This window comes from Flavobacterium sp. AC105 (genome assembly GCF_979258495.1).
The window spans coordinates 155,007-181,566 of the sequence record NZ_OZ409860.1; the positions used below are offsets into that span (position 1 = coordinate 155,007).

The following is a 26,560-nucleotide window of genomic DNA, read 5'->3' on the forward strand; positions in this document are numbered from 1 at the left end:
TAAAATGTTTTAGAATACTAATTATTTTATTTTCTGATGCCCCTCAGAAGATAAGATGGAAGTAAAACAATAGAATGATTATGAGAAAACCTACTATTTTAAGAACGCTGATTTTTGTTTTGGCTATGTTATTCAATTTTGCGTCCTACGCGCAAAATTCAGTTGCATTTAACCCAAAGTTTGATGAAAACTCAAACGCGAATATTTTCTTAAAGACAAATAATCAGTTTGACAATCTAATTAGTCCAAATACTAATGAAGATAAGCCTACTGAGAAATTGGCAGAAGCACCAATCATCCCAAATCCTATACTTAAGTATGCGGTGGCTCCTTATTCAGGAACAATTTCGACTTGTCCTAATGATGGTAAGGAACTTCCTAAATTATTTATTTGTGGTAGCAACGATGCCAGACTTATTCAAACAGGTATTACAAATGCTAAAAGTTTCTCTTGGCAAAAGCTTAATAATAATGCAACGTGCCCTGCTTTTGCAAATGTTAATTGTGCTAACGAAAATTCGGCTTGTGGTTGGTCACAAGTTGCGACTGGACCTGACTATACAGCTGGAACTGCTGGAGAGTTTAGATTAGTAATAACCTATCCTGATCTTTCAACCAATACTTTTTATTTTAATGTTTATACCAATAATCTTGACCCTACAGGAATTACTAAAAATGATATTTACACTGGTAACAGCTGTACATTAGCAGGTAGAATAGTTGTAGGAGGTTTTGGTTCCGGATACGAATATAATTTACAAAAAAGTACTCTAGGTACTACTACACCTACAACTGGATGGCAGGATAGTAATATATTTTCAAATATTTCTCTTGCTGATACCTATAATGTTTTTATCAGATTAAAAGGAGTTACAGGAACATGCGTTTTCAATGTTCAGAATATTGTAATTAAAAGTGTTGCCCTTAGTAATACAACTTTTATAACAGACCCAAAATGTTCCGGAGATAAAGGAAGTATAAAAGTGAGTACGGGAAATATCGGACTTCAATATGTTTATACATTATTGAAAAATAATGTTGTAGTAACTACTACGAACCCAACAAATGCTCCAGAGTATACTTTTACCGGTTTAGATCCGGCAACGACTTATAAAGTACGAGTTTCTTTAAGTACTAATGGCGTAACTACAACAGGTACTCCATGTACTGTTTCAAATACTTCAGGAAATAAAACAATTAATGCTGCACCTACTGGAGTATCTGTGACATTATCAAATGCAACTGCAGTAACAGGTTGTAGTACGAGAGATATTAAGATTAATGCAGTAGACGGAACAGCTCCTTATAAATATTATGTTAGTATTGATGGAGGTGCTTTTGTTCCAAATTCTTCAGATGTTGTAGTAGTTACTACTCCTGGAACATATACAATTCGTGTAGAAGATTATAATGGATGTACTACTTCGGCATCCGTTACAAAAAGTTCAGTTACAAAACCAAGCTATACAATTGCTTCTACGAATCCTAATTGTAATACAACAACAGGATCTATCACTGTAAATATTGTTAACTTAAATGGTTATACGATTCAGTATAGTTTAGATGGAGGTACATATGGTTCTACAAAATCATGGACAGGTCTTACATCTGGAAATCATACTGTTAATGTACAATATAGATTAGCACCAGCAACAACCTGGTGTATAGATAACAATGTTGTTACAATTTTACAGGCAGCAGATCAGCTAACGGCATCTGCCGGTGTTGCAGCATTATCTGGTTGTGGTACAGCTCCTAATCCTGCAAGTTATGGATTAATGAGAATCACGAATCCTTCGGGAGGGACACCACCTTATACTTATAGTTTTAATGGAGGAGGTCTTTATGGTCCAAGTAATGAAGCCGAAAGAGCGCCGGGTACTTATGTCTTAATGATTAAGGATGCTGTAGGTTGTACTTACACTATGCCTAATATTACTATTGACCCTAAACCTGCTCAGCCAACAATTACTATTCCGGATCCGGTTTATGATTGTAATGGTATAGCATCTGTTACGGCAACAGCAACAAGTCCTGCCAGTGCAAATTATAATTTTACCTATTTATTAGATGGTGTAGAAAATACTAATGTTCCGCCAAATATTTTTCCAAATATTTTAGCAGGAAGCCATAAAATTGAGGTTTTATATAATTTAGTAAAGGTATCAACCTATAGTAATTTATTAACCGAAAGTTTTAGTAGAGGAGCTCCAACCACATCACCAGGTATCAACACGGCCTATTGTTTTGAAGATCAAACCAATACACACCCGGCAAGTTATCCTTGTAATAAAGATCAACAAATCAATGATGGAGAATATGCTGTAACAAACAGAATTAATCCAAGATTTGGAACCTGGTTAGATGTTAGAGATCATACTAGTGCCGGGAGTGACACTCAAGGTAGATTTTTGGCGATCAATATTGGTGGTGTAGCAGGTGTAGGTGGAATTATTTACAGAAAACCTATTTATGATGTAATTCCAAATCAAGATGTTAAAATTTCATTTTGGGTTGAAAACTTAATTGAAGGAGGAAAAAATTATCCAGATGTTGACCCGGATATTACAATTGAATTAATTGCTGATTTTGGTTTACCAACACAAACACTAGTTGCATCTCAGGCAACAGGTATTGTACCCAAATCGAATAAATGGGAAAACTATAATATGAGTTTAAATCCTGGTGGTTATTCTACTTTGGATTTTGTGGTAAGATCTTATAGTATAGCAACTGGCGGTAACGATTTAACATTAGATGATATTTTTGTATATCAAGTACCAAAGTCTTGTAATTCTGCAACACTTAAAAACTTTGATGTCGTAAATGGTAAAGGATTTACAGCAGTTGTTGATAGTGTTAAAGATGTATCATGTAATGGTGGTAATGATGGATCAATCACATTTACTGCTTCAAATTTTGATACTACAAAAGGTTTTGAATATTCATTAGATGGTATTAATTGGATACCTTCAATGACAGCAACGGTTACAGTTTCACCTTTAGGGGCTAAAGCTTATGATATTAAGGTTCGTAATAATAGTACAGCTTCTGCTTGTGTAGTTAGCATTGCTCCGGTAGTTTCTTCACCAACTAAATTTACTATCGATGCTTCGGCTTCGACCGTGAATTGTGCTACAGGTGCTACAGTTACAGCAACTGCAACAGGCGGAACAGCACCTTATAAATTTGTACTTACCGATAAAGCAACAGGAGTTACAACTAATTTCCCTAGTAACGGTATTTTAACAAATATTCCTTCTGGAACTTATACAGTTTCAGGTTCAGATCAAAAATTATGTCCTGCTACTAAAGCTACTGATTTAGTTATTAATGCACCAGCACCGCCAACGGCAACTGTAGTTCAAAGTTCAGCTTTATGTTTTGATACTAGTGCTACAATTACGGTTAATGTTACGGGAGGATTAGGACCATTTCAATATCAGGTAAGTTTTGGTGTAGGATCAACAGCTTATGGCAGTAATGTACCGTTTAGCGGAAATTCATTTAATTATTTAGCTACAGCTCCGGGAACTTATAATTTCAAAATTATTGATAATAATAATTGCGAAACTACAGCCGTTAGCCAAAAAGTTGATCCGAAAATTTCTGCAACTACAGCAATTAAAAATTCATTAAGTTGTAAAACAGGTGCTTCAGATGCTTCAATTGAAGTAACTATTAATGGAGGTACAAGTCCATATACATATACAGTTAAAAATAAAACTACTGGAACAGTACTGTTTACTAGTGGTTCTATAGCAGGTCCAACATTCACATATACAACTTCTACTGCCGGAACTTATACGTTTGATATTAAAGATGCAAACGGCTGTCCGGCTACTATTGACGGAAAAGTAGATGCTTTGGTAGGAGTAACTGCTTCAGCTACTCCGGTGCAGGTTACATGTAATGGCGGATCTAATGGATCAGTACAATTAGCAGGATCAGGCGGAACTGGATCATATACATATAGTTTCAATAACGGAGCTTTTGGTGCTCAGTCATTATATACAGGATTAGTTGCGGGAACTGCTTATTCTTATCAGGTAAAAGACAGCAACGATTGTCTTTCAGCAGTTGGATCAATTACGCTTACTCAGCCAACAGCAGTTGTTGGAACCATTAGTGCAACAGATATTAAATGTAGTTCAACAGGAACAGTTCCTGCAGTAGTTACAATTTCCGGAGCCGGTGGTGTAGGAGGATACACTTATAGTTTTAACGGAAAAACGAATTATACAACTACTAATACGCTTTCAACATCAACACCTGGTGCTGTTGTAACGGCTTATGTTAAAGATAGTAATGGATGTGAAGTGGGACCTTATCAGGTTACCATTGGTGCTTTCGATCAAATTACAGATATTACGATTGTTGACCACGGATATGATTGTTCTACAGTTCCTCAAGGAGGTCATGTAACGATTACAGCTGTTAAAGCAGGAAGTTCAGCTACAATATCATATAAAATATTTTCAGGACCAACTGGATTTAGTACAGCATCTAATACTACAGGAGACTTTAATGGACTAGCTCCTGGAAGCTATGTATTCCAGGCAATTGACAGTAATACAAATTGTACGTTTAATCTAACTCATGTAATATCTGGAATTTCAGAAATTACTACTGGAGGATCAGTACTTACTACTGTTAAGTGTAATGGTGAGACAGCAACAATTCAGTTTACTGTAAATGGTGTTAAAACAAGCGGATACGATTATGTTATTAAAAATACTGGTGGAACTACCATTCAACAAGCAAATAACGTAGCAGCTACTACTACAACTATTGCAGTTCCTACTGGAGTTGTTGCGGGAGACTATACAATTACAGCTACCGACAGATTAACAAAATGTAAATCTTCATATACTGTTACAGTAACACAGCCTTTAAATGCTTTAGATGTTACAGCAACAGCTGCAAATGTTAATTGTAATAAATTCACATCAATAATTACAGCAGTCGGAATTGGAGGTACAACAAGCTATACTTATGCAGTTGTTAAACAAGGAACGCCTGGTGTACCGGCAGCAGGAGCTTACGGAACAAGTAATACATTAACAGTAGATACTAACAATGGAGCAGATCTAAACTGGGTAGTATACATAAAAGATGCTAATGGTTGTACAGATACAACTCCGGTAACAATTATAAAAGATGCAGTTCCAACAGTTACAGCAGTTATAAATAACCAATGTACAGCTTCAGGCAGTTCATTTACAATTACTGCAACAGGTACAGGAGGAACAGGAACATTAACTTACGGTATTAATGGTTCGACAGGAACATTTGGTTCTGGGAATGTTTTCAATGTAGCAGCTTCTGCTACCCCTTATACGGTTTGGGTAAAAGATGCAAACGGATGTACGGCATCGGCTGCGCCAATTACGGTTTACCCGCAATTGACAGCAGTTCCAAAACTGACAAAAGAACTGGATTGTTCGCCTACACCATCGGCACAGATTACTGTTGATATTGCAGGGGGAAAATCAACTTACAGTTATAAAGTAGATCCCGGAACAGGAACTTACGGAGCAAGCGTTGCGGTAACAGGAACACAGTTTGTGTATGCTGCGACAGCATCAGGAAGTTATAATTTCGAGATTTCGGATTCCAATACACCGGGCTGTAAAGTGATCGTTTCCATGGCGGTTCCTTCCATTGCAAACCCAACGGTTAGTGTTGCCACCCAGGTAAACATTACTTGTTTCGGTGCAGCAAACGGATCAGTAAAATTACTTGGAGCTGGAGGTTCAGGCGGATACACGTATAGTGATAATGCTACAACAGGGTTTACCACTACAGATACCTTTACGGGACTGACACCTGGTCTTCATACATTTTATGTAAAAGACAGCAAGGGATGTCCGGCCAGTATTGCGGTTACCATTACAGAACCAACACAATTAACCACTACGGCAAGTGCTCCGGCGTTTACCTGTAGTGCTGCCAATACAAAACAATCAAAAGTTTTAACCATTGCGGTTCCAACAACAGGAACAGCGCCATACCAGTACAGTTTTAATGGAGGCGGTTATTCGGCTACCAATACCTTAACGGTAAGTGATACGGGATCATCTCAGAATATTACGTACTCTGTTAGGGATAAAAACCTATGTGTTTTCAACGGAAGTGTTACACTTGCCCCGTTGAACCCGCCAACGATTGCCACTATTTCAGGCAGCAATGTTACGTGCCTGGCTACTTCAAGCACAGTTCAGGTTACCGCTACTGTATTAACAGGAGTTGGCACGTTGACTTACAGTATTACGGCACCGGCATCAGCCATTGCAAGCAATACGACTGGACAATTTGCAGGACTGGCCCCGAATGTTACCTATACTTTCAGAATCACCGATGCAAGCGGATGTTATGCCGAGCAGTCTTATACGGTTCAGCCCGTTACACCAATTGCTATTGTAGGTACTTTGGGCAATGATGCAAAATGTAAAGGCACTTCAACCGGAAACGGAACATTTACCGTTTCAGGAGTTGCCACAGTTGGAAACTATACCTTTACATTAACCGCAGGAACCTTAGGAACAGGTACACTTGTAAAAACAGGAAATACTTTAGCATTAAGCAATGTAGCTGCAGGAACTTACACAGTTGAAGTTACCGATACCGCTACAGGATGTAAAAAATCGGCAACGATTGTTATCAATCAGCCTGCCCTTGACATAGATGTTACCGCTACGGCTACCAACATCAATTGTAATAATGACAATGCCGTTATTACAGCAGTCGGAGCAGGAGGAACAGCACCATATACGTATGCAGTTGTAAAACAGGGCACACCTGGAGTACCGGCAGCAGCGGCTTATGGCACAAGCGATAAATTAACGGTAGATACCAACAGCGGAGCCGACATGAACTGGGTTGTTTATGTAATGGATGCCAACGGATGTACCGATTCAGTTTTAAGATCAATCACAAGCGATCCGATTCCGTCAGTTACAGCGGTTCTAAGCAACCAGTGTACAGCTTCAGGAAGCGGATTCACGATTACTGCAACAGGAACTGGAGGTTTTGGAGCCTTGACTTACGGAATAGGCGGTCCTACAGGATCATTCACAGCTTCTAATGTTTTCAATGTAGCAGCTTCTGCTACCCCTTATACGGTTTGGGTAAAAGATGCAAACGGATGTACGGCATCGGCTGCGCCAATTACGGTTTACCCGCAATTGACAGCAGTTCCAAAACTGACAAAAGAACTGGATTGTTCGCCTTCGCCATCGGCACAGATTACTGTTGATATTGCAGGGGGAAAATCAACTTACAGTTATAAAGTAGATCCCGGAACAGGAACTTACGGACCAAGCGTTGCGGTAACAGGAACACAGTTTGTGTATGCTGCGACAGCATCAGGAAGTTATAATTTCGAGATTTCGGATTCCAATACACCGGGCTGTAAAGTTATTGTTTCCATGGCGGTTCCCTCAATTGCAAACCCAACTGTTAGTGTTGCCACCCAGGTAAACATTACCTGTTTTGGTGCAGCAAACGGATCGGTTAAATTAACAGGAGCTGGAGGTTCAGGCGGATACACGTATAGTGATAATGCTACAACAGGATTTACCACTACAGATACCTTTACGGGACTGACACCTGGTCTTCATACATTTTATGTAAAAGACAGCAAGGGATGTCCGGCCAGTATTGCGGTTACCATTACAGAACCAACACAATTAACCACTACGGCAAGTGCTCCGGCATTTACCTGTAGTGCTGCCAATACAAAACAATCAAAAATCTTAACCATTGCGGTTCCAACAACAGGAACAGCGCCATACCAGTACAGTTTTAATGGAGGCGGTTATTCGGCTACCAATACCTTAACGGTAAGTGATACGGGATCATCTCAGAATATTACGTACTCTGTTAGGGATAAAAACCTATGTGTTTTCAACGGAAGTGTTACACTTGCGCCGTTGAACCCGCCAACTATTGCCACTATTTCGGGCAGCAATGTTACATGTCTGGCCACTTCAAGTACGGTTCAGGTTACTGCTACGGCATTAACAGGAGTTGGCACGTTGACTTACAGTATTACGGCACCGGCATCAGCCATTGCAAGCAATACGACTGGACAATTTGCAGGACTGGCCCCGAATGTTACCTATACTTTCAGAATTACAGATGCAAGCGGATGTTATGCCGAGCAGTCTTATACGGTTCAGCCCGTTACACCAATTGCTATTGTAGGTACTTTGGGCAATGATGCAAAATGTAAAGGCACTTCAACCGGAAACGGAACATTTACCGTTTCAGGAGTTGCCACAGTTGGAAACTATACCTTTACATTAACCGCAGGAACCTTAGGAACAGGTACACTTGTAAAAACAGGAAATACTTTAGCATTAAGCAATGTAGCTGCAGGAACTTACACAGTTGAAGTTACCGATACCGCTACAGGATGTAAAAAATCGGCAACGATTGTTATCAATCAGCCTGCCCTTGACATAGATGTTACCGCTACGGCTACCAACATCAATTGTAATAATGACAATGCAGTTATTACAGCAATCGGAGCAGGAGGAACAGCACCATATACGTATGCAGTTGTAAAACAGGGCACACCTGGAGTACCGGCAGCAGCGGCTTATGGCACAAGCGATAAATTAACGGTAGATACCAACAGCGGAGCCGACATGAACTGGGTTGTTTATGTAATGGATGCCAACGGATGTACCGATTCAGTTTTAAGATCAATCACAAGCGATCCGATTCCGTCAGTTACAGCGGTTCTAAGCAACCAGTGTACAGCTTCAGGAAGCGGATTCACGATTACTGCAACAGGAACTGGAGGTTTTGGCGCCTTGACTTACGGAATAGGCGGTCCTACAGGATCATTCACAGCTTCTAATGTTTTCAATGTAGCAGCTTCTGCTACCCCTTATACGGTTTGGGTAAAAGATGCAAACGGATGTACGGCATCGGCTGCGCCAATTACGGTTTACCCGCAATTGACAGCAGTTCCAAAACTGACAAAAGAACTGGATTGTTCGCCTTCGCCATCGGCACAAATTACTGTTGATATTGCAGGGGGAAAATCAACTTACAGTTATAAAGTAGATCCCGGAACAGGAACTTACGGAGCAAGCGTTGCGGTAACAGGAACACAGTTTGTGTATGCTGCGACAGCATCAGGAAGTTATAATTTCGAGATTTCGGATTCCAATACACCGGGCTGTAAAGTTATTGTTTCCATGGCGGTTCCTTCCATTGCAAACCCAACTGTTAGTGTTGCCACCCAGGTAAACATTACCTGTTTTGGTGCAGCAAACGGATCGGTTAAATTAACAGGAGCTGGAGGTTCAGGCGGATACACGTATAGTGATAATGCTACAACAGGATTTACCACTACAGATACCTTTACGGGACTGACACCTGGTCTTCATACATTTTATGTAAAAGACAGCAAGGGATGTCCGGCCAGTATTGCGGTTACCATTACAGAACCAACACAATTAACCACTACGGCAAGTGCTCCGGCGTTTACCTGTAGTGCTGCCAATACAAAACAATCAAAAGTTTTAACCATTGCGGTTCCAACAACGGGAACAGCGCCATACCAGTACAGTTTTAATGGCGGCGGTTATTCGGCTACCAATACCTTAACGGTAAGTGATACGGGATCATCTCAGAATATTACGTACTCTGTTAGGGATAAAAACCTATGTGTTTTCAACGGAAGTGTTACACTTGCCCCGTTGAACCCGCCAACGATTGCCACTATTTCAGGCAGCAATGTTACGTGCCTGGCTACTTCAAGCACAGTTCAGGTTACCGCTACTGCATTAACAGGAGTTGGCACGTTGACTTACAGTATTACGGCACCGGCATCAGCCATTGCAAGCAATACGACTGGACAATTTGCAGGACTGGCCCCGAATGTTACCTATACTTTCAGAATCACCGATGCAAGCGGATGTTATGCCGAGCAGTCTTATACGGTTCAGCCCGTTACACCAATTGCTATTGTAGGTACTTTGGGCAATGATGCAAAATGTAAAGGCACTTCAACCGGAAACGGAACATTTACCGTTTCAGGAGTTGCCACAGTTGGAAACTATACCTTTACATTAACCGCAGGAACCTTAGGAACAGGTACACTTGTAAAAACAGGAAATACTTTAGCATTAAGCAATGTAGCTGCAGGAACTTACACAGTTGAAGTTACCGATACCGCTACAGGATGTAAAAAATCGGCAACGATTGTTATCAATCAGCCTGCCCTTGACATAGATGTTACCGCTACGGCTACCAACATCAATTGTAATAATGACAATGCCGTTATTACAGCAGTCGGAGCAGGAGGAACAGCACCATATACGTATGCAGTTGTAAAACAGGGCACACCTGGAGTACCGGCAGCAGCGGCTTATGGGACAAGCGATAAATTAACGGTAGATACCAACAGCGGAGCCGACATGAACTGGGTTGTTTATGTAATGGATGCCAACGGATGTACCGATTCAGTTTTAAGATCAATCACAAGCGATCCGATTCCGGCAGTTACAGCGGTTCTAAGCAACCAGTGTACAGCTTCAGGAAGCGGATTCACGATTACTGCAACAGGAACTGGAGGTTTTGGCGCCTTGACTTACGGAATAGGCGGTCCTACAGGATCATTCACAGCTTCTAATGTTTTCAATGTAGCAGCTTCTGCTACCCCTTATACGGTTTGGGTAAAAGATGCAAACGGATGTACGGCATCGGCTGCGCCAATTACGGTTTACCCGCAATTGACAGCAGTTCCAAAACTGACAAAAGAACTGGATTGTTCGCCTTCGCCATCGGCACAAATTACTGTTGATATTGCAGGGGGAAAATCAACTTACAGTTATAAAGTAGATCCCGGAACAGGAACTTACGGAGCAAGCGTTGCGGTAACAGGAACACAGTTTGTGTATGCTGCGACAGCATCAGGAAGTTATAATTTCGAGATTTCGGATTCCAATACACCGGGCTGTAAAGTTATTGTTTCCATGGCGGTTCCCTCAATTGCAAACCCAACTGTTAGTGTTGCCACCCAGGTAAACATTACCTGTTTTGGTGCAGCAAACGGATCGGTTAAATTAACAGGAGCTGGAGGTTCAGGCGGATACACGTATAGTGATAATGCTACAACAGGGTTTACCACTACAGATACCTTTACGGGACTGACACCTGGTCTTCATACATTTTATGTAAAAGACAGCAAGGGATGTCCGGCCAGTATTGCGGTTACCATTACAGAACCAACACAATTAACCACTACGGCAAGTGCTCCGGCGTTTACCTGTAGTGCTGCCAATACAAAACAATCAAAAGTTTTAACCATTGCGGTTCCAACAACAGGAACAGCGCCATACCAGTACAGTTTTAATGGAGGCGGTTATTCGGCTACCAATACCTTAACGGTAAGTGATACGGGATCATCTCAGAATATTACGTACTCTGTTAGGGATAAAAACCTATGTGTTTTCAACGGAAGTGTTACACTTGCGCCGTTGAACCCGCCAACGATTGCCACTATTTCGGGCAGCAGTGTTACATGTCTGGCCACTTCAAGCACAGTTCAGGTTACTGCTACTGCATTAACAGGAGTTGGCACGTTGACTTATAGTATTACGGCACCTGCTTCAGCCATTGCAAGCAATACGACTGGACAATTTGCAGGACTGGCCCCGAATGTTACCTATACTTTCAGAATCACCGATGCAAGCGGATGTTATGCCGAGCAGTCTTATACAGTACAGCCGGTAGTAAAAATCTTGGTTAGTTCTAGTGTAACAAATCATATTAATTGTTTTGGAACTAGTACAGGAAATGCTGTGTTTACAATTTCTGGATTTACAGGAACATACAGCTATAGTATTGATGGAGCAACAGCGGTTACAGGTCAGACTTCAGGTGTAGTTAATTTAACAAATCAATCTGCAGGAACTTATAATATTGTAGTTACTGATAATGTTACCGGTTGTACATCAAACGGTTCAGTTACAATTCAACAACCAGCAACTGCATTAACAGCAAGTTATGTTACAGTAAATGCAAATTGTAATGTAGGTACATCAAAAGTAACGGTAACGGCTTTAGGTGGAACACAAGCATATAAATATTCATTTGTACAAGATGGTGCAGGAATTGGATCATTAACAACTTCTAATGTTGCAAATTTAGATCCATCTGTTAATACAAATTGGGACGCTTATGTAGTAGATGCTAACGGCTGTCAGGTAAAACTTGATGTTACTATTGCAAAAGACAATGCTCCAACAGTTACAGCTACGGCTGTAAACCAATGTTTGGGAGTAGGAACTTATACTATAACTGCTGTAGGAGTAGGAAAAGCTCCTTTAACTTATAGTATAAATGGTGCTTCTTCTGCTTTTGATACTCCAAATACATTTGCGGTAACTGCTTCAGGAACTTATAATGTTTGGGTAAAAGATGGAAACGGTTGTATCGCTGTGACAACAGTTCCGGTTATAGTGAATGATAAATTGACTATTTCGGCTCAATTGACAAAAGATAATACTTGTTCTGTAAGTACAGATGCTGTAATTACATTGAATGCTTTAGGAGGTTCAGGTACTTATACTTATACGTATACAAGTACGCCTGTTGCGACAGGAACTTTTGCTGGAAATGTTTTCACAACTAGTGCAGCAGCAGACTTTATCTTTACAGTTACAGATACTAAAAATTGTAGCGCTACTACAACAGTTGCTATAAAAACTACAGTACCTGTTAATCCGGAAGCTACAGTTACAGCTGGGTCAGTGATTTCTTGTAATGGAGATTCTTCAGCTTCTTTAAATATTGTAATTGATCCAACTAAAGGTTTAGCGCCATTTGTAATTAATGTTTATAATAATACTCTGGCTATAGATTACGGTACACAAACTTCTGGTTTAAGAGCTGGAGCATATACTGTTACAGTAACTGATGCAAAAGGTTGTAAGTATATTCAAAATATTACTATTTCAGAGCCAACTCCTTTAACTGTAGTTTCTACTAAAACAAATATGCATTGCGACACAAGCACAGGAGGTATATCAAAAGGAGAAATTATCATTCAGTCAGTTACTGGTGGTACAGGTCCTTACGATTACTATGTTACCGGAATTAATGGATATTCAGGAGAAGCACATGGTATTCCTGGTACTACGGTTGTATTTGAAGTTGTCGATTTCGGTTTTTATCAAGTTAGGGTTGTTGATAGCAATGGTTGTTCTAAATTTATAAAAGATGTTCTGATTGCTGCACCGGTATCAGGACTAGGAATTACAATTAATACTAGTGCAACTTGTGCACCATCTGGAGGTTCTGCAACAATTACTATTAATAGTGCATATGCAGGTACAGGACCATTCCATTTCAATATTTACAAAGGATCAACTCCTCCTCAAATTTGGACTGCAGATGGAACTGATGGATGGATAGGAGAGTCATCTCCAGGACAGGCTGTTTATACTGGCTTGACTCCTGGTGTAAAATATACTTTTATTGTATACTCAGAAAGCACAGGATGTTATTATTTCCAGGCAGCTCCTGATCCGGTTCCAACAAATTCTAAATTAGAAGTAGTGAGTGAAGTTGCAAGTAATATTACTTGTAAAAATGCAGCAGACGGAAGTGTTACTTTTGCAGTTAAAAATAATTATGCGAGCAACTCAGTAGATTTGCGTTATTCAGTTCGTGAGGCCTTTACAAATGTTGAAATTATTGCCCCAACTACAATTACTGGTTTAGCAGCAGGTGCAACATCACCTAGTGTAACATTAAATCCATTAGCGGTTGGTACTTATTATATATTAGTTGAAGAAACTGTGGGACCTTTTGCAGGGTGTTCAGTAGTTTCTGACAGCTTCACAATTGAGGAATCCGTTACTCAGTTGTCTCTTATAGCTTCTGCTACTACAAAAGAGGACTGTAATAATTTAGGAATTATCTCAGCTCAGGCAAAAGATGGTACAGGACCATATAAATATATGGTATTACCTTCTGGTTCAGCTGCTCCTCTTGCAACTGATGTAGCTTGGCAATCTGGTAACACATTTACACGAGCAGGCAGTATTGCAGGAATTGTTTATGATGTTTACGCAAAAGACGCATATAATTGTATCAAACCGGTATCTGTTACAGTATTTAAATATGCTGCACCAACTATTACACCACCAGCGGCTTCTATTTGTTATACAGGAGTACCGTTTACAATTAATATAACCGGAACAGTAGATGCTACTATTGTTGGAGGTGCAAGTTATAGTGTTAACGGAAGTATTTTCCAGGCATCACCAAACTTTACGTTTAATGCTCCGGGAACCTATCATCTATTTATTAAAGATGGTAAAGGTTGTACAGCTACAGTAGATTATGAAGTAAAACCACAATTACAATTAGACGTTAAGTTAACTAGAGAACTAAGTTGTATTGTAGGTAGTGAAGCAGCAGAATTTACGCTTACGCCAAAAGACGGTTACGGTTCTTATACATATTCTTATACTTTAAATGGTGGAGCAATCACTCCAACAACAAGTGTGTTTACAACGAACGCTACCGGAACGTATGTGTTTACTGTAAAAGATGCTAAGAATTGTACAGCAGATTATACTATAAAATTAGATCCAATTCCAGCAATTGTATTTACTGCAACTCCAACAAATGTGAGTTGTAATGCAGGTACAGATGGAACAATCAATGTTGATGTTACAGGAGGCGTAGGTCCTTTTGAATATAAACTTGAAAAAGGCGCATCAATTGTGACTAATTTCCAAGGATTAAATGTGTTTACTGGATTGACAGTTGGTACAAATTATGTAGTTACTGTAAGAGATGCTAAACAATGTATCCTTACGACACCGGTAACCATTACCCAGCCAAGCGCGTTAACAGCTACATCATCTATTACCACAGCGTTAACATGTACGGCAGGTAATGCGCCATCACAGGCAGTTGTCACTGTAGTTCCAACAGGTGGAACATCACCTTATACATACAGTTATGACGGCGGAACAAACTATTCATCAGATGATACATTCGAGACATTTGCAGGAGTAACCCTTACTGTTAATGTAAAAGATAAAAACGGCTGTATTTACACGTTGACCAATGGAGTTAACATACCGGCATTAAACCCGCCTACGGACTTGACTTTCTCAACTACATCGCCAGTTACTTGTACAGCAAAAGGTACGGTTGAGATTACAGGCCATGCAGGAGGGGTTGGAACACTTCAATATGAGATTTTATCTCCAATTGCAGTTGCCAAACAAACCACAACGACATTTGCAGGCTTGGATCCGGGTACTTATGTATTCCAGGTTACCGATGCCAACCAATGTACGTACCAGGAATCTTACACGGTACTTCCTGTAACGAACATTACGGTTTCAGGATCACTGATTGCCAATGTTTCATGCAACGGCGGTAATAACGGTTCGGTTAAATTTACCGTAGCGAATTACGCAGGCACCTACAGCGCTTCCTTATCACCTGTTGCAGGAACCCTTTCACAGGTTGGAAATACAGTTACGGTTACTAATTTGCCGGCAGGGACTTACACTTTAAGTGTTAAGGATCTGGCAACAGATTGTACCAATACGGCAAGTGTGGACGTTACAGAGCCGGCAGCCTTATCTTTAGTTGCCAATCCTATTATCAATGCAAATTGTAATTCAGGGGCTCAGGTAAGTGTAGTGGCTTCAGGGGGAACAGCTCCATACCAGTACTCATTTGTAGTGGCAAGCGCAGCAGGTCCTGGAACATATACTGCTTCAAACTCAGCAGTATTGGATCCGGCAACCAGCGCAAACTGGAAAGTTTATGTAAAGGATGCCAACAATTGTGAGATTGTTACACCACTTCCAATAGCAATTGAAAGAGATACAGATCCAACCATTACAGCTCCGGCCTTAATCTGTTTCACGGGAACAGCCGTTACAGTTACAGTTGGGGCAACATCAGACCCTGATGTATTGCCTGTTGCCACTTACAATGTAAACGGAGGGGCTTACCAGGCATCAAAAGACTTTACGATCAATGCTCCGGGTACTTATGTATTTGGAATTAAGGACGGGAACGGATGTAAAGCGACAGTTTCATACGAAGTAAAACCACAATTGATTTTACAGGCTGACCTGACTCAGGACTTAACATGTGCTGTAGACGGTTCGGTTACCTTAACGCCAAGCGGAGGAACAGGAACTTATATTAAATACGAAGTTTACAACGGAACGACTTACACGGCTTTTGCAGGTCCTGTATATCCTGCACCAGTTGACGGAACTTATAGTTTCAGAGTTACGGATTCACAAAACTGCCAGGCTGTATCAAATACAGTGGTTGTTACCAAGAAAACAGTTCCAACAGCGAGCTTCACCCAGGTTAATGTAAGTTGTTTTGGAGGCAATAACGGAAGTTTTGTAGTTACTGCTGCAGACGGAATCGCTCCTTACACGTACAGTGTAAACGGTGCTCCTTTCGTAGCGACAAACAGTTTCACAGGATTGACACAAGGTGTTTATAATGTTGTTGTTAAAGATTCGAAACAATGTGTATCAACAGTAGTAGCAGTTACAATCACAGAGCCAAGCGCCTTAACAGCTACATCATCTATTACAACAGCCTTAACATGTACGGCAGGCAATGCGCCATCACAGGCAGTTGTCACGGTAGTTCCATCAGGTGGAACATCACCTTATACTTATAGCTATGATGGCGGAACAAACTATTCATCAGATGATACATTCGAGACATTTGCAGGAGTAACCCTTACTGTTAATGTAAAAGATAAAAACGGCTGTATTTACACGTTGACCAATGGAGTTAACGTACCGGCATTAAACCCGCCTACGGACTTGACTTTCTCAACTACTGCCCCTGTTACTTGTACAGCAAAAGGTACAGTTGAGATTACAGGCCATGCAGGAGGGGTTGGAACGCTTCAATATGAGATTTTATCTCCAATTGCAGTTGCCAAACAAACCACAACGACATTTGCAGGCTTGGATCCGGGTACTTATGTATTCCAGGTTACCGATGCCAACCAATGTACGTACCAGGAATCTTACACGGTACTTCCTGTAACGAACATTACGGTTTCAGGATCACTGATTGCCAATGTTTCATGCAACGGCGGTAATAACGGTTCGGTTAAATTTACCGTAGCGAATTACGCAGGCACCTACAGCGCTTCGTTATCACCTGTTGCAGGAACCCTTTCACAGGTTGGAAATACAGTTACGGTTACTAATTTGCCGGCAGGGACTTACACTTTAAGTGTTAAGGATCTGGCAACAGATTGTACCAATACGGCAAGTGTGGACGTTACGGAGCCGGCAGCCTTATCTTTAGTTGCCAATCCTATTATCAATGCAAATTGTAATTCAGGGGCTCAGGTAAGTGTAGTGGCTTCAGGGGGAACAGCTCCATACCAGTACTCATTTGTAGTGGCAAGCGCAACAGGTCCTGGAACATATACTGCTTCAAACTCAGCAGTATTGGATCCGGCAACCAGCGCAAACTGGAAAGTTTATGTAAAGGATGCCAACAATTGTGAGATCGTTACACCACTTCCAATAGCAATTGAAAGAGATACAGATCCAACCATTACAGCTCCGGCTTTAATCTGTTTCACGGGAACAGCCGTTACAGTTACAGTTGGGGCAACATCAGATCCGGACCTATTGTCGGCAGCGACTTACAATGTAAACGGAGGGGCTTACCAGGCATCAAAAGACTTTACGATCAATGCTCCGGGTACTTATGTATTTGGAATTAAGGACGGGAACGGATGTAAAGCGACAGTTTCATACGAAGTAAAACCACAATTGATTTTACAGGCTGACCTGACTCAGGACTTAACATGTGCTGTAGACGGTTCGGTTACCTTAACGCCAAGCGGAGGAACAGGAACTTATATTAAATACGAAGTTTACAACGGAACTATTTACACGGCTTTTGCAGGTCCTGTATATCCTGCACCAGTTGACGGAACTTATAGTTTCAGAGTTACGGATTCACAAAACTGCCAGGCTGTATCAAATACAGTGGTTGTTACCAAGAAAACAGTTCCAACAGCGAGCTTCACCCAGGTTAATGTAAGTTGTTTTGGAGGCAATAACGGAAGTTTTGTAGTTACTGCTGCAGACGGAATCGCTCCTTACACGTACAGTGTAAACGGTGCTCCTTTCGTAGCGACAAACAGTTTCACAGGATTGACACAAGGTGTTTATAATGTTGTTGTTAAAGATTCGAAACAATGTGTATCAACAGTAGTAGCAGTTACAATCACAGAGCCAAGCGCCTTAACAGCTACATCATCTATTACAACAGCCTTAACATGTACGGCAGGCAATGCGCCATCACAGGCCGTTGTAACTGTTGTTCCAACAGGCGGAACATCACCTTATACATACAGTTATGATGGCGGAACAAACTATTCATCAGATGATACATTCGAGACATTTGCAGGAGTAACCCTTACTGTTAATGTAAAAGATAAAAACGGCTGTATTTACACCTTGACCAATGGTGTTAACGTACCGGCATTAAACCCGCCTACGGACTTGACTTTCTCAACTACATCGCCAGTTACTTGTACAGCAAAAGGTACAGTTGAGATTACAGGCCATACAGGAGGGGTTGGAACACTTCAATATGAGATTTTATCTCCAATTGCAGTTGCCAAACAAACCACAACGACATTTGCAGGCTTGGATCCGGGTACTTATGTATTCCAGGTTACCGATGCCAACCAATGTACGTACCAGGAATCTTACACGGTACTTCCTGTAACGAACATTACGGTTTCAGGATCACTGATTGCCAATGTTTCATGCAACGGCGGTAATAACGGTTCGGTTAAATTTACCGTAGCGAATTACGCAGGCACCTACAGCGCTTCGTTATCACCTGTTGCAGGAACCCTTTCACAGGTTGGAAATACAGTTACGGTTACTAATTTGCCGGCAGGGACTTACACTTTAAGTGTTAAGGATCTGGCAACAGATTGTACCAATACGGCAAGTGTGGACGTTACGGAGCCGGCAGCCTTATCTTTAGTTGCCAATCCTATTATCAATGCAAATTGTAATTCAGGGGCTCAGGTAAGTGTAGTGGCTTCAGGGGGAACAGCTCCATACCAGTACTCATTTGTAGTGGCAAGCGCAACAGGTCCTGGAACATATACTGCTTCAAACTCAGCAGTATTGGATCCGGCAACCAGCGCAAACTGGAAAGTTTATGTAAAGGATGCCAACAATTGTGAGATCGTTACACCACTTCCAATAGCAATTGAAAGAGATACAGATCCAACCATTACAGCTCCGGCTTTAATCTGTTTCACGGGAACAGCCGTTACAGTTACAGTTGGGGCAACATCAGATCCGGACCTATTGTCGGCAGCGACTTACAATGTAAACGGAGGGGCTTACCAGGCATCAAAAGACTTTACGATCAATGCTCCGGGTACTTATGTATTTGGAATTAAGGACGGGAACGGATGTAAAGCGACAGTTTCATACGAAGTAAAACCACAATTGATTTTACAGGCTGACCTGACTCAGGACTTAACATGTGCTGTAGACGGTTCGGTTACCTTAACGCCAAGCGGAGGAACAGGAACTTATATTAAATACGAAGTTTACAACGGAACGACTTACACGGCTTTTGCAGGTCCTGTATATCCTGCACCAGTTGACGGAACTTATAGTTTCAGAGTTACGGATTCACAAAACTGCCAGGCTGTATCAAATACAGTGGTTGTTACCAAGAAAACAGTTCCAACAGCGAGCTTCACCCAGGTTAATGTAAGTTGTTTTGGAGGCAATAACGGAAGTTTTGTAGTTACTGCTGCAGACGGAATCGCTCCTTACACGTACAGTGTAAACGGTGCTCCTTTCGTAGCGACAAACAGTTTCACAGGATTGACACAAGGTGTTTATAATGTTGTTGTTAAAGATTCGAAACAATGTGTATCAACAGTAGTAGCAGTTACAATCACAGAGCCAAGCGCCTTAACAGCTACATCATCTATTACAACAGCCTTAACATGTACGGCAGGCAATGCGCCATCACAGGCAGTTGTCACGGTAGTTCCATCAGGTGGAACATCACCTTATACTTATAGCTATGATGGCGGAACAAACTATTCATCAGATGATACATTCGAGACATTTGCAGGAGTAACCCTTACTGTTAATGTAAAAGATAAAAACGGCTGTATTTACACGTTGACCAATGGAGTTAACGTACCGGCATTAAACCCGCCTACGGACTTGACTTTCTCAACTACTGCCCCTGTTACTTGTACAGCAAAAGGTACAGTTGAGATTACAGGCCATGCAGGAGGGGTTGGAACGCTTCAATATGAGATTTTATCTCCAATTGCAGTTGCCAAACAAACCACAACGACATTTGCAGGCTTGGATCCGGGTACTTATGTATTCCAGGTTACCGATGCCAACCAATGTACGTACCAGGAATCTTACACGGTACTTCCTGTAACGAACATTACGGTTTCAGGATCACTGATTGCCAATGTTTCATGCAACGGCGGTAATAACGGTTCGGTTAAATTTACCGTAGCGAATTACGCAGGCACCTACAGCGCTTCGTTATCACCTGTTGCAGGAACCCTTTCACAGGTTGGAAATACAGTTACGGTTACTAATTTGCCGGCAGGGACTTACACTTTAAGTGTAAAAGACCTGGCAACAGATTGTACCAATACGGCAAGTGTAGAAGTAACTCAACCAAATGTCTTGGGTATATCTTTAGTATCTCAAACTGCTGCTAATTGTTACTTAGGTGCAATAGTTAAAGTAGCTGCTACAGGTGGAACTCCAGTATACAAATATGCTTTTGTTCGTGACGGATTCACTCCGGCTCCTGGTGACTTCACAACTAGCGACACTGCTGTCTTAGATTTCGCAGTAGATACTAAGTGGGATGTTTATGTGCAAGATGCGAACCTAACTTGTTCAGCTAAATTAGATGTAACAATTACAAAAGATGACGCACCAACAATTGATGTAAATACGAATGTATATTGTTATACAGGAGGTCCAGTGCCAATTACAATTAAAGGAACTACTGACGTAGATATTACCAAACCAACAACTTATAGTATTGGTAATGGTTACTATGCAAGTCCTAATTTTGTATTGAATGCACCAGGAACTTATGAGTTCTATATTAAAGACGGTAATGGCTGTATCGCACATGCGCCTTACGTATTGAAACAAGAATTATTATTACAAGCAACTTTGGTACAAGATTTAAATTGTACTACTAATGATGCAACTATTACATTATTAGCAACTCAGGGAACAGGAACATATCCTCTTTTCCAGGTTTCTAAAGATGGAGGCGTATATACTCCGGTTACATCACCATATCATCCAACAGCTGAGGGAGTTTATACTTTCAAAGTAAATGATGGTCAGTGCGATGCTGTTTCTGTACCTGTTGTAATAACAAAAATTACGACGCCTACTTTCACAACAGCTCAGGTTAATGTGAAATGTCAGGGAGATCTTAACGGAAGTATTACAGTAACGGCTGCAGACGGTGTAGCACCTTATGAGTATAGTATTGACGGAGGAGCTTTTGGTTCGGTAAATGTTTTCAGCGGATTAAAAGCTGGTACATATAGTATTGCTGTTAGAGATGCTAAAAACTGTCCGGCAACAGCTATTCCGGTTACTATTACAGAACCTGTTACTTTAACAGCAACTAATGTGGTAACACCATTTACATGTACCACAGGAAATGTTGGACAAGATGCTTTCATTACACTAACAGCTCATGATGGTACTGGACCATACAGCTATAGTTTTGATAATGGTCAAACATTTGGAAATTCTCCAATTCATACTATGAATACTGCAGGTACAATTAATTATGTAGTAGTAGACGTTAATGGTTGTAGAGCTTCAGGATCAGCAACAGTTGCTCCTTATTCACCACCGGCATCATTTAGTATTGCTGCTACACCAATTTATTGTAATACACCTGGTGGTTTCACAACCATCACAGTAGATCCGACAACTATTGTTGGAGGTGTTGCACCATACAAATATGCGATAGTTAGTCCTGCAGCTGCAGTGACTACACCAAATACGGTAAATAGCTTTGCTAATTTATTTCCAGGTACTTATGTAATCGAAGTTTCAGATGCGAATGGTTGTAGCACAACAAATTCAATTATTGTTGTAAAATCTCCAGAGATTAGTGCAGAAAGTCAATTACTAAGTGCAGTATCTTGTAACGGTGGAACAAATGGTTCGGTTGCCTTTACAATTAGCAATTACATCACAGCTAACGCTTACACATTCAGTTTAACTCCAAATAATGGAACATTTACACAAACTGGTGATGTTATTACTTATACTGGATTAACAGCAGGTAATTATACATTTAATGTTACAGATAATACATCAGGATGTACAGATCAAATAGCTGGTTTCTTAATCGATCAGCCAGCATCAGCTCTTGATTTTACAACTGTTGCTACAAACATTAATTGTAATAATAAAGAAGCAATTATCACAGTAACTGCTACAGGTGGAACACCATCTTATAGTTATGCTGCAGTTGCCGCAGGAAGTCCTGCTCCAACGACGTTTGGTACAGATAATAAAATCGTAGTAGACACTAATAATGGTACAGTTTTACTTTGGGATGTTTATGTGAAAGACCTTAACGGATGTTCACCAGCTTTCAAACAACAAGGTATTTTATTAGATCCATTACCAAGTGCAATTACAGCTAGCGTTGCAAGCCAATGTGCAAGCGCAACAGGAACATACGAATTAACAGTTTCGGCTTCAGGAGTATTGCCATTACAATATAGTATTGGTAATGGATTCCAGACAGATCCTAAATTCACTGTAACCGCTGCAGGTTCTTACGACATTACAGTAAGAGATGGTAACGGATGTGAAGTAACTGTTCCGGCAGCTGTTACAATTCAGGGAGCGTTAGATCTTCGATTAGATATTGAGAAATTACCAAGTTGTGATTTCCAGGATGGAAAAATCGTTGCAACAACAACAGGAGGTTCAGGAAATTACAAATACACATCTGGTGCTTATATACCAGTAGTAGTTGGAAATACTGCAACATTCCCAAATATGCCTTATGGAACACATACTATAGTTGTAACAGATCTTACTTATGGCTGCTCAGATCAACTAACAGTTGAATTGACAAAAGCAACAGAGATTACAGGTTTAGTTGTAAAAGGAACTAATGTTAGCTGTAATGGAGGTTCAGATGGAACTATTATAGTTACGTTAGCGCCAAGTGAGCCAGGAATAAATGATAATCCAATTTATACGTACACATTAACTGGAACTACAAGTACTGGAGTTCCTGTAAGTACAATTCCTCAGCAACAAAATGTATTTACTGATCTTCTACCGGGAGATTATACAGTACTTGTTACTTCAGGAAGAGGTTGTCATGCTCAGGCAGATGTGAGAATTACACAACCAGCCCCAATAGTAGTAAATGCTCCGGTTGTAACACAATTTGCGTGTACAACAGGTACAAATACAACAGTTAAAGCAACTATTACAGTTAACTCTGTAAGCGGTGGAGCTGGACCAGGTCATTATTTAGTATATGAATTTACAAAAGGAACGACCGTAGTACAAAGCGGACCTTCTAATGTATATACCGTAACAGATCTTGCAGGTGGTTCTTATTCTGTAAAAGTGATTGATGAGAATAATTGTGAAGGTACTTCAACAGCACCAATCGTAATCAATTCATTCATTACTTTAGATAAAGTAAACGTTGCAGTTGTAACGCCTATTACATGTCTTGTTAACCAAACAATTCAGGTATCTGTGGCAACAACAGGAGGAACACCATCACCATTAAGTTATACACTTACAGGTACGGATGGAACTGTGTTCAACCAGACAAATCCAACGGGATTATTCTCAGGATTGGCTATAGGACATTACACGATTACGGTTCTAAACCCGGCAACAGGTTGTACGATTAAAGATTTCTATGAAGTATTAGATCCTAATACATTCATTATAGAAGCGAAACCAGTTAAAGGCGAAATTTGCTACGGAGCTGCTGACGGAAGCGTTGATTTAACCTTCATTGATAATCAGCCTAACCCAACAGATGACGCAGGTAGATTCACGTATACAATTACAGGTCCGGTTCCAAGTTCAGGAACGACTACAAATGCTGGTCCGGTTAGAATTTCTAATCTTAAAGCAGGTGAATATACAGTTACAGCTAAATTGATTGACTCACCAGAATGTACAGTTTCAATAAACTTTACAATCGAGCAGCCAACAGAATTGTTGACACTTACTGAGGAGCACACTCCAATAACTTGTGCACCAGGAAACGATGGTACTATTACTGTACTTGCCGCTGGTGGATGGATAGGAGACTATCAATACGAATTGGTAGGACCAGTAAATGTGAGTTACTCAGATAAGTTCTCTTTCGAAAACTTGAGTGCAGGTCATTATATAGTAAATGCAAAAGACAGTAAAGGATGTATTGCTACAGTAATTGTTGATTTGGTTATTCCGGCTCCAATTGTCTTTACAGCTTCTGCAGATGCAAATGTAGTAACATGCTTTGGAGGTAAAACGGCGACAATAACAGCTACAATTCCAACAGGAGGTCAAGGATCTAATTATACGTATACATTAAACTATACTGCTAATGGAGAAATTGTAAACGTAGGACCACAATCAACTAATGTATTTAGTGGTTTAGGTTCAGGAACTTATACAGTAACCGTTAGAGATGGATTAAGTTGTGAAGCTACATCAGCTGCAATAACGATTACAGATCCTGCTATTGTTGAGCCAAGTTTAGTATTAGAAACAGGAATTACTTGTTTCACAGATGCTACACTTACATTAAGCGTAACCGGAGGAACAGGTCCTTATACATACAGTGAAGACGGAATTACTTATAGTGCAAGTTTCAACTCATCAGTTACCTTTCCGGTATCTGTGGGATTACATCACTATTTTGTTAAGGATGCTGTAGGATGTGTAAGTTATATTTCTAACGACGTAAATATTGAACCTTTAGATCCTTTAACTATTGACTTAGATTTAAGAAATGCTACAGTTAGTTGTAAAGGAGAAAGCAGTGGATTAGTAATTGCTGATGCAAAAGGTGGTTTGGGTAACTACGAATATTCATTATTAAATGAATTAAAAGTAGAAATCAGACCAGGACAAGCTGACGGAATTTTTGCCAACCTGACTGCAGGTAAATATATCATACACGTTAAGAGCGGTGATTGTCTTGTAGATTCAGCTGTTATAACAGTTGGAGAACCAGCAAATGCATTAATGTCTAGCTATGAAGCTTTCCCTGTAAAATGTTTTGGAGAGAAAAATGGTAAAATTATCATTACGGCTTCAGGCGGAACAGGAGATATCAAATATGCGATTTCACCTAACTTAGCTCAATTCGTTGATAACAATGTATTTGATCGTTTAGAAGCAGGTACATATCAGGTAATTGTTCAGGATATAATGGGTTGTAATTCAGTTTATGAAATCAATATTGGAACACCAAGTTTATTGATTGCTTCTGAAATTCCAAACACGATGATTCCTGAAGTTTGTGATGGAGATAAAGACGGTGCATTCAGCATTCAGATCAAAGGAGGAACTGCTCCATATTTTGAAAGTCTGGATAAAGACAACGGACCATTCTTACCTGTAACAGGATTAACAAAAGATTACACTAATCTTTCAGGAGGTCCACACAGCGTTTATATTCAAGACAGTAACGGATGTATTAGCGTAGTACAAATTAATATGCCATTACCGGTAATTCTTAAACCAACGGTTGAGATTAACTATGATTGTGTGAACAACGCAGCTTCTAATATGGTAACAGTTGATCCGGGATTTGATAATCATACTGAAATCGATTACCAATTAGACGGTACAGGAACGTATCAGGTAAGTAACATCTTTATGAATGTTGCTCCGGGTAACCACTTTATCAACGTAAGACACACGAATGGTTGTGTGGTACCAACAGCAAGTTTCTTAATTAAAGCTGTTCAGCCACTTGGAATTAAACTATCTGACGGAAAACCAGAAATGAATGTAATCTCGATTACAGGAACAGGCGGAGTTCCAGCTTACGAATACAGTTTCAACGGAGAACCATTTACATCTTCTAATACATACAAAATCTACAAATCAGGAGATTATGAAGTAATAGTAAGAGATCAAAACGGTTGTACTGCGACACTAATTGTACCAATGACATACATTGATGTTTGTCTTGATAATTACTTTACGCCAAACGGAGATGGAGTTTATGACACATGGGGTCCTGGTTGTACAAATATTTACAACAACCTTGATTTCGAAATTTTCGACAGATACGGACGTGTAATTGCTAAATATCACTATGGTCAAAAATGGGATGGTAGATACAATGGCGAAGAATTGCCTTCAGGTGATTACTGGTATGTTCTTAAACTAAATGACGAGAAAGATGCAAGAGAGTTTGTTGGACATTTCACTTTATACAGATAACAAAA

General features: G+C 40.4%; 1 protein-coding gene. It reads left to right on the plus strand.

Annotated elements, in window-relative coordinates:
- Window positions 1-80 precede the first annotated feature (80 nt).
- Window positions 81-26,555: a T9SS type B sorting domain-containing protein gene (locus tag ACZ0AH_RS00740; RefSeq protein ID WP_463473988.1), complete on the plus strand. Its 26,475-nt coding sequence runs from the start codon at window positions 81-83 to the stop codon at window positions 26,553-26,555.
- Window positions 26,556-26,560: the final 5 nt, after the last annotated feature.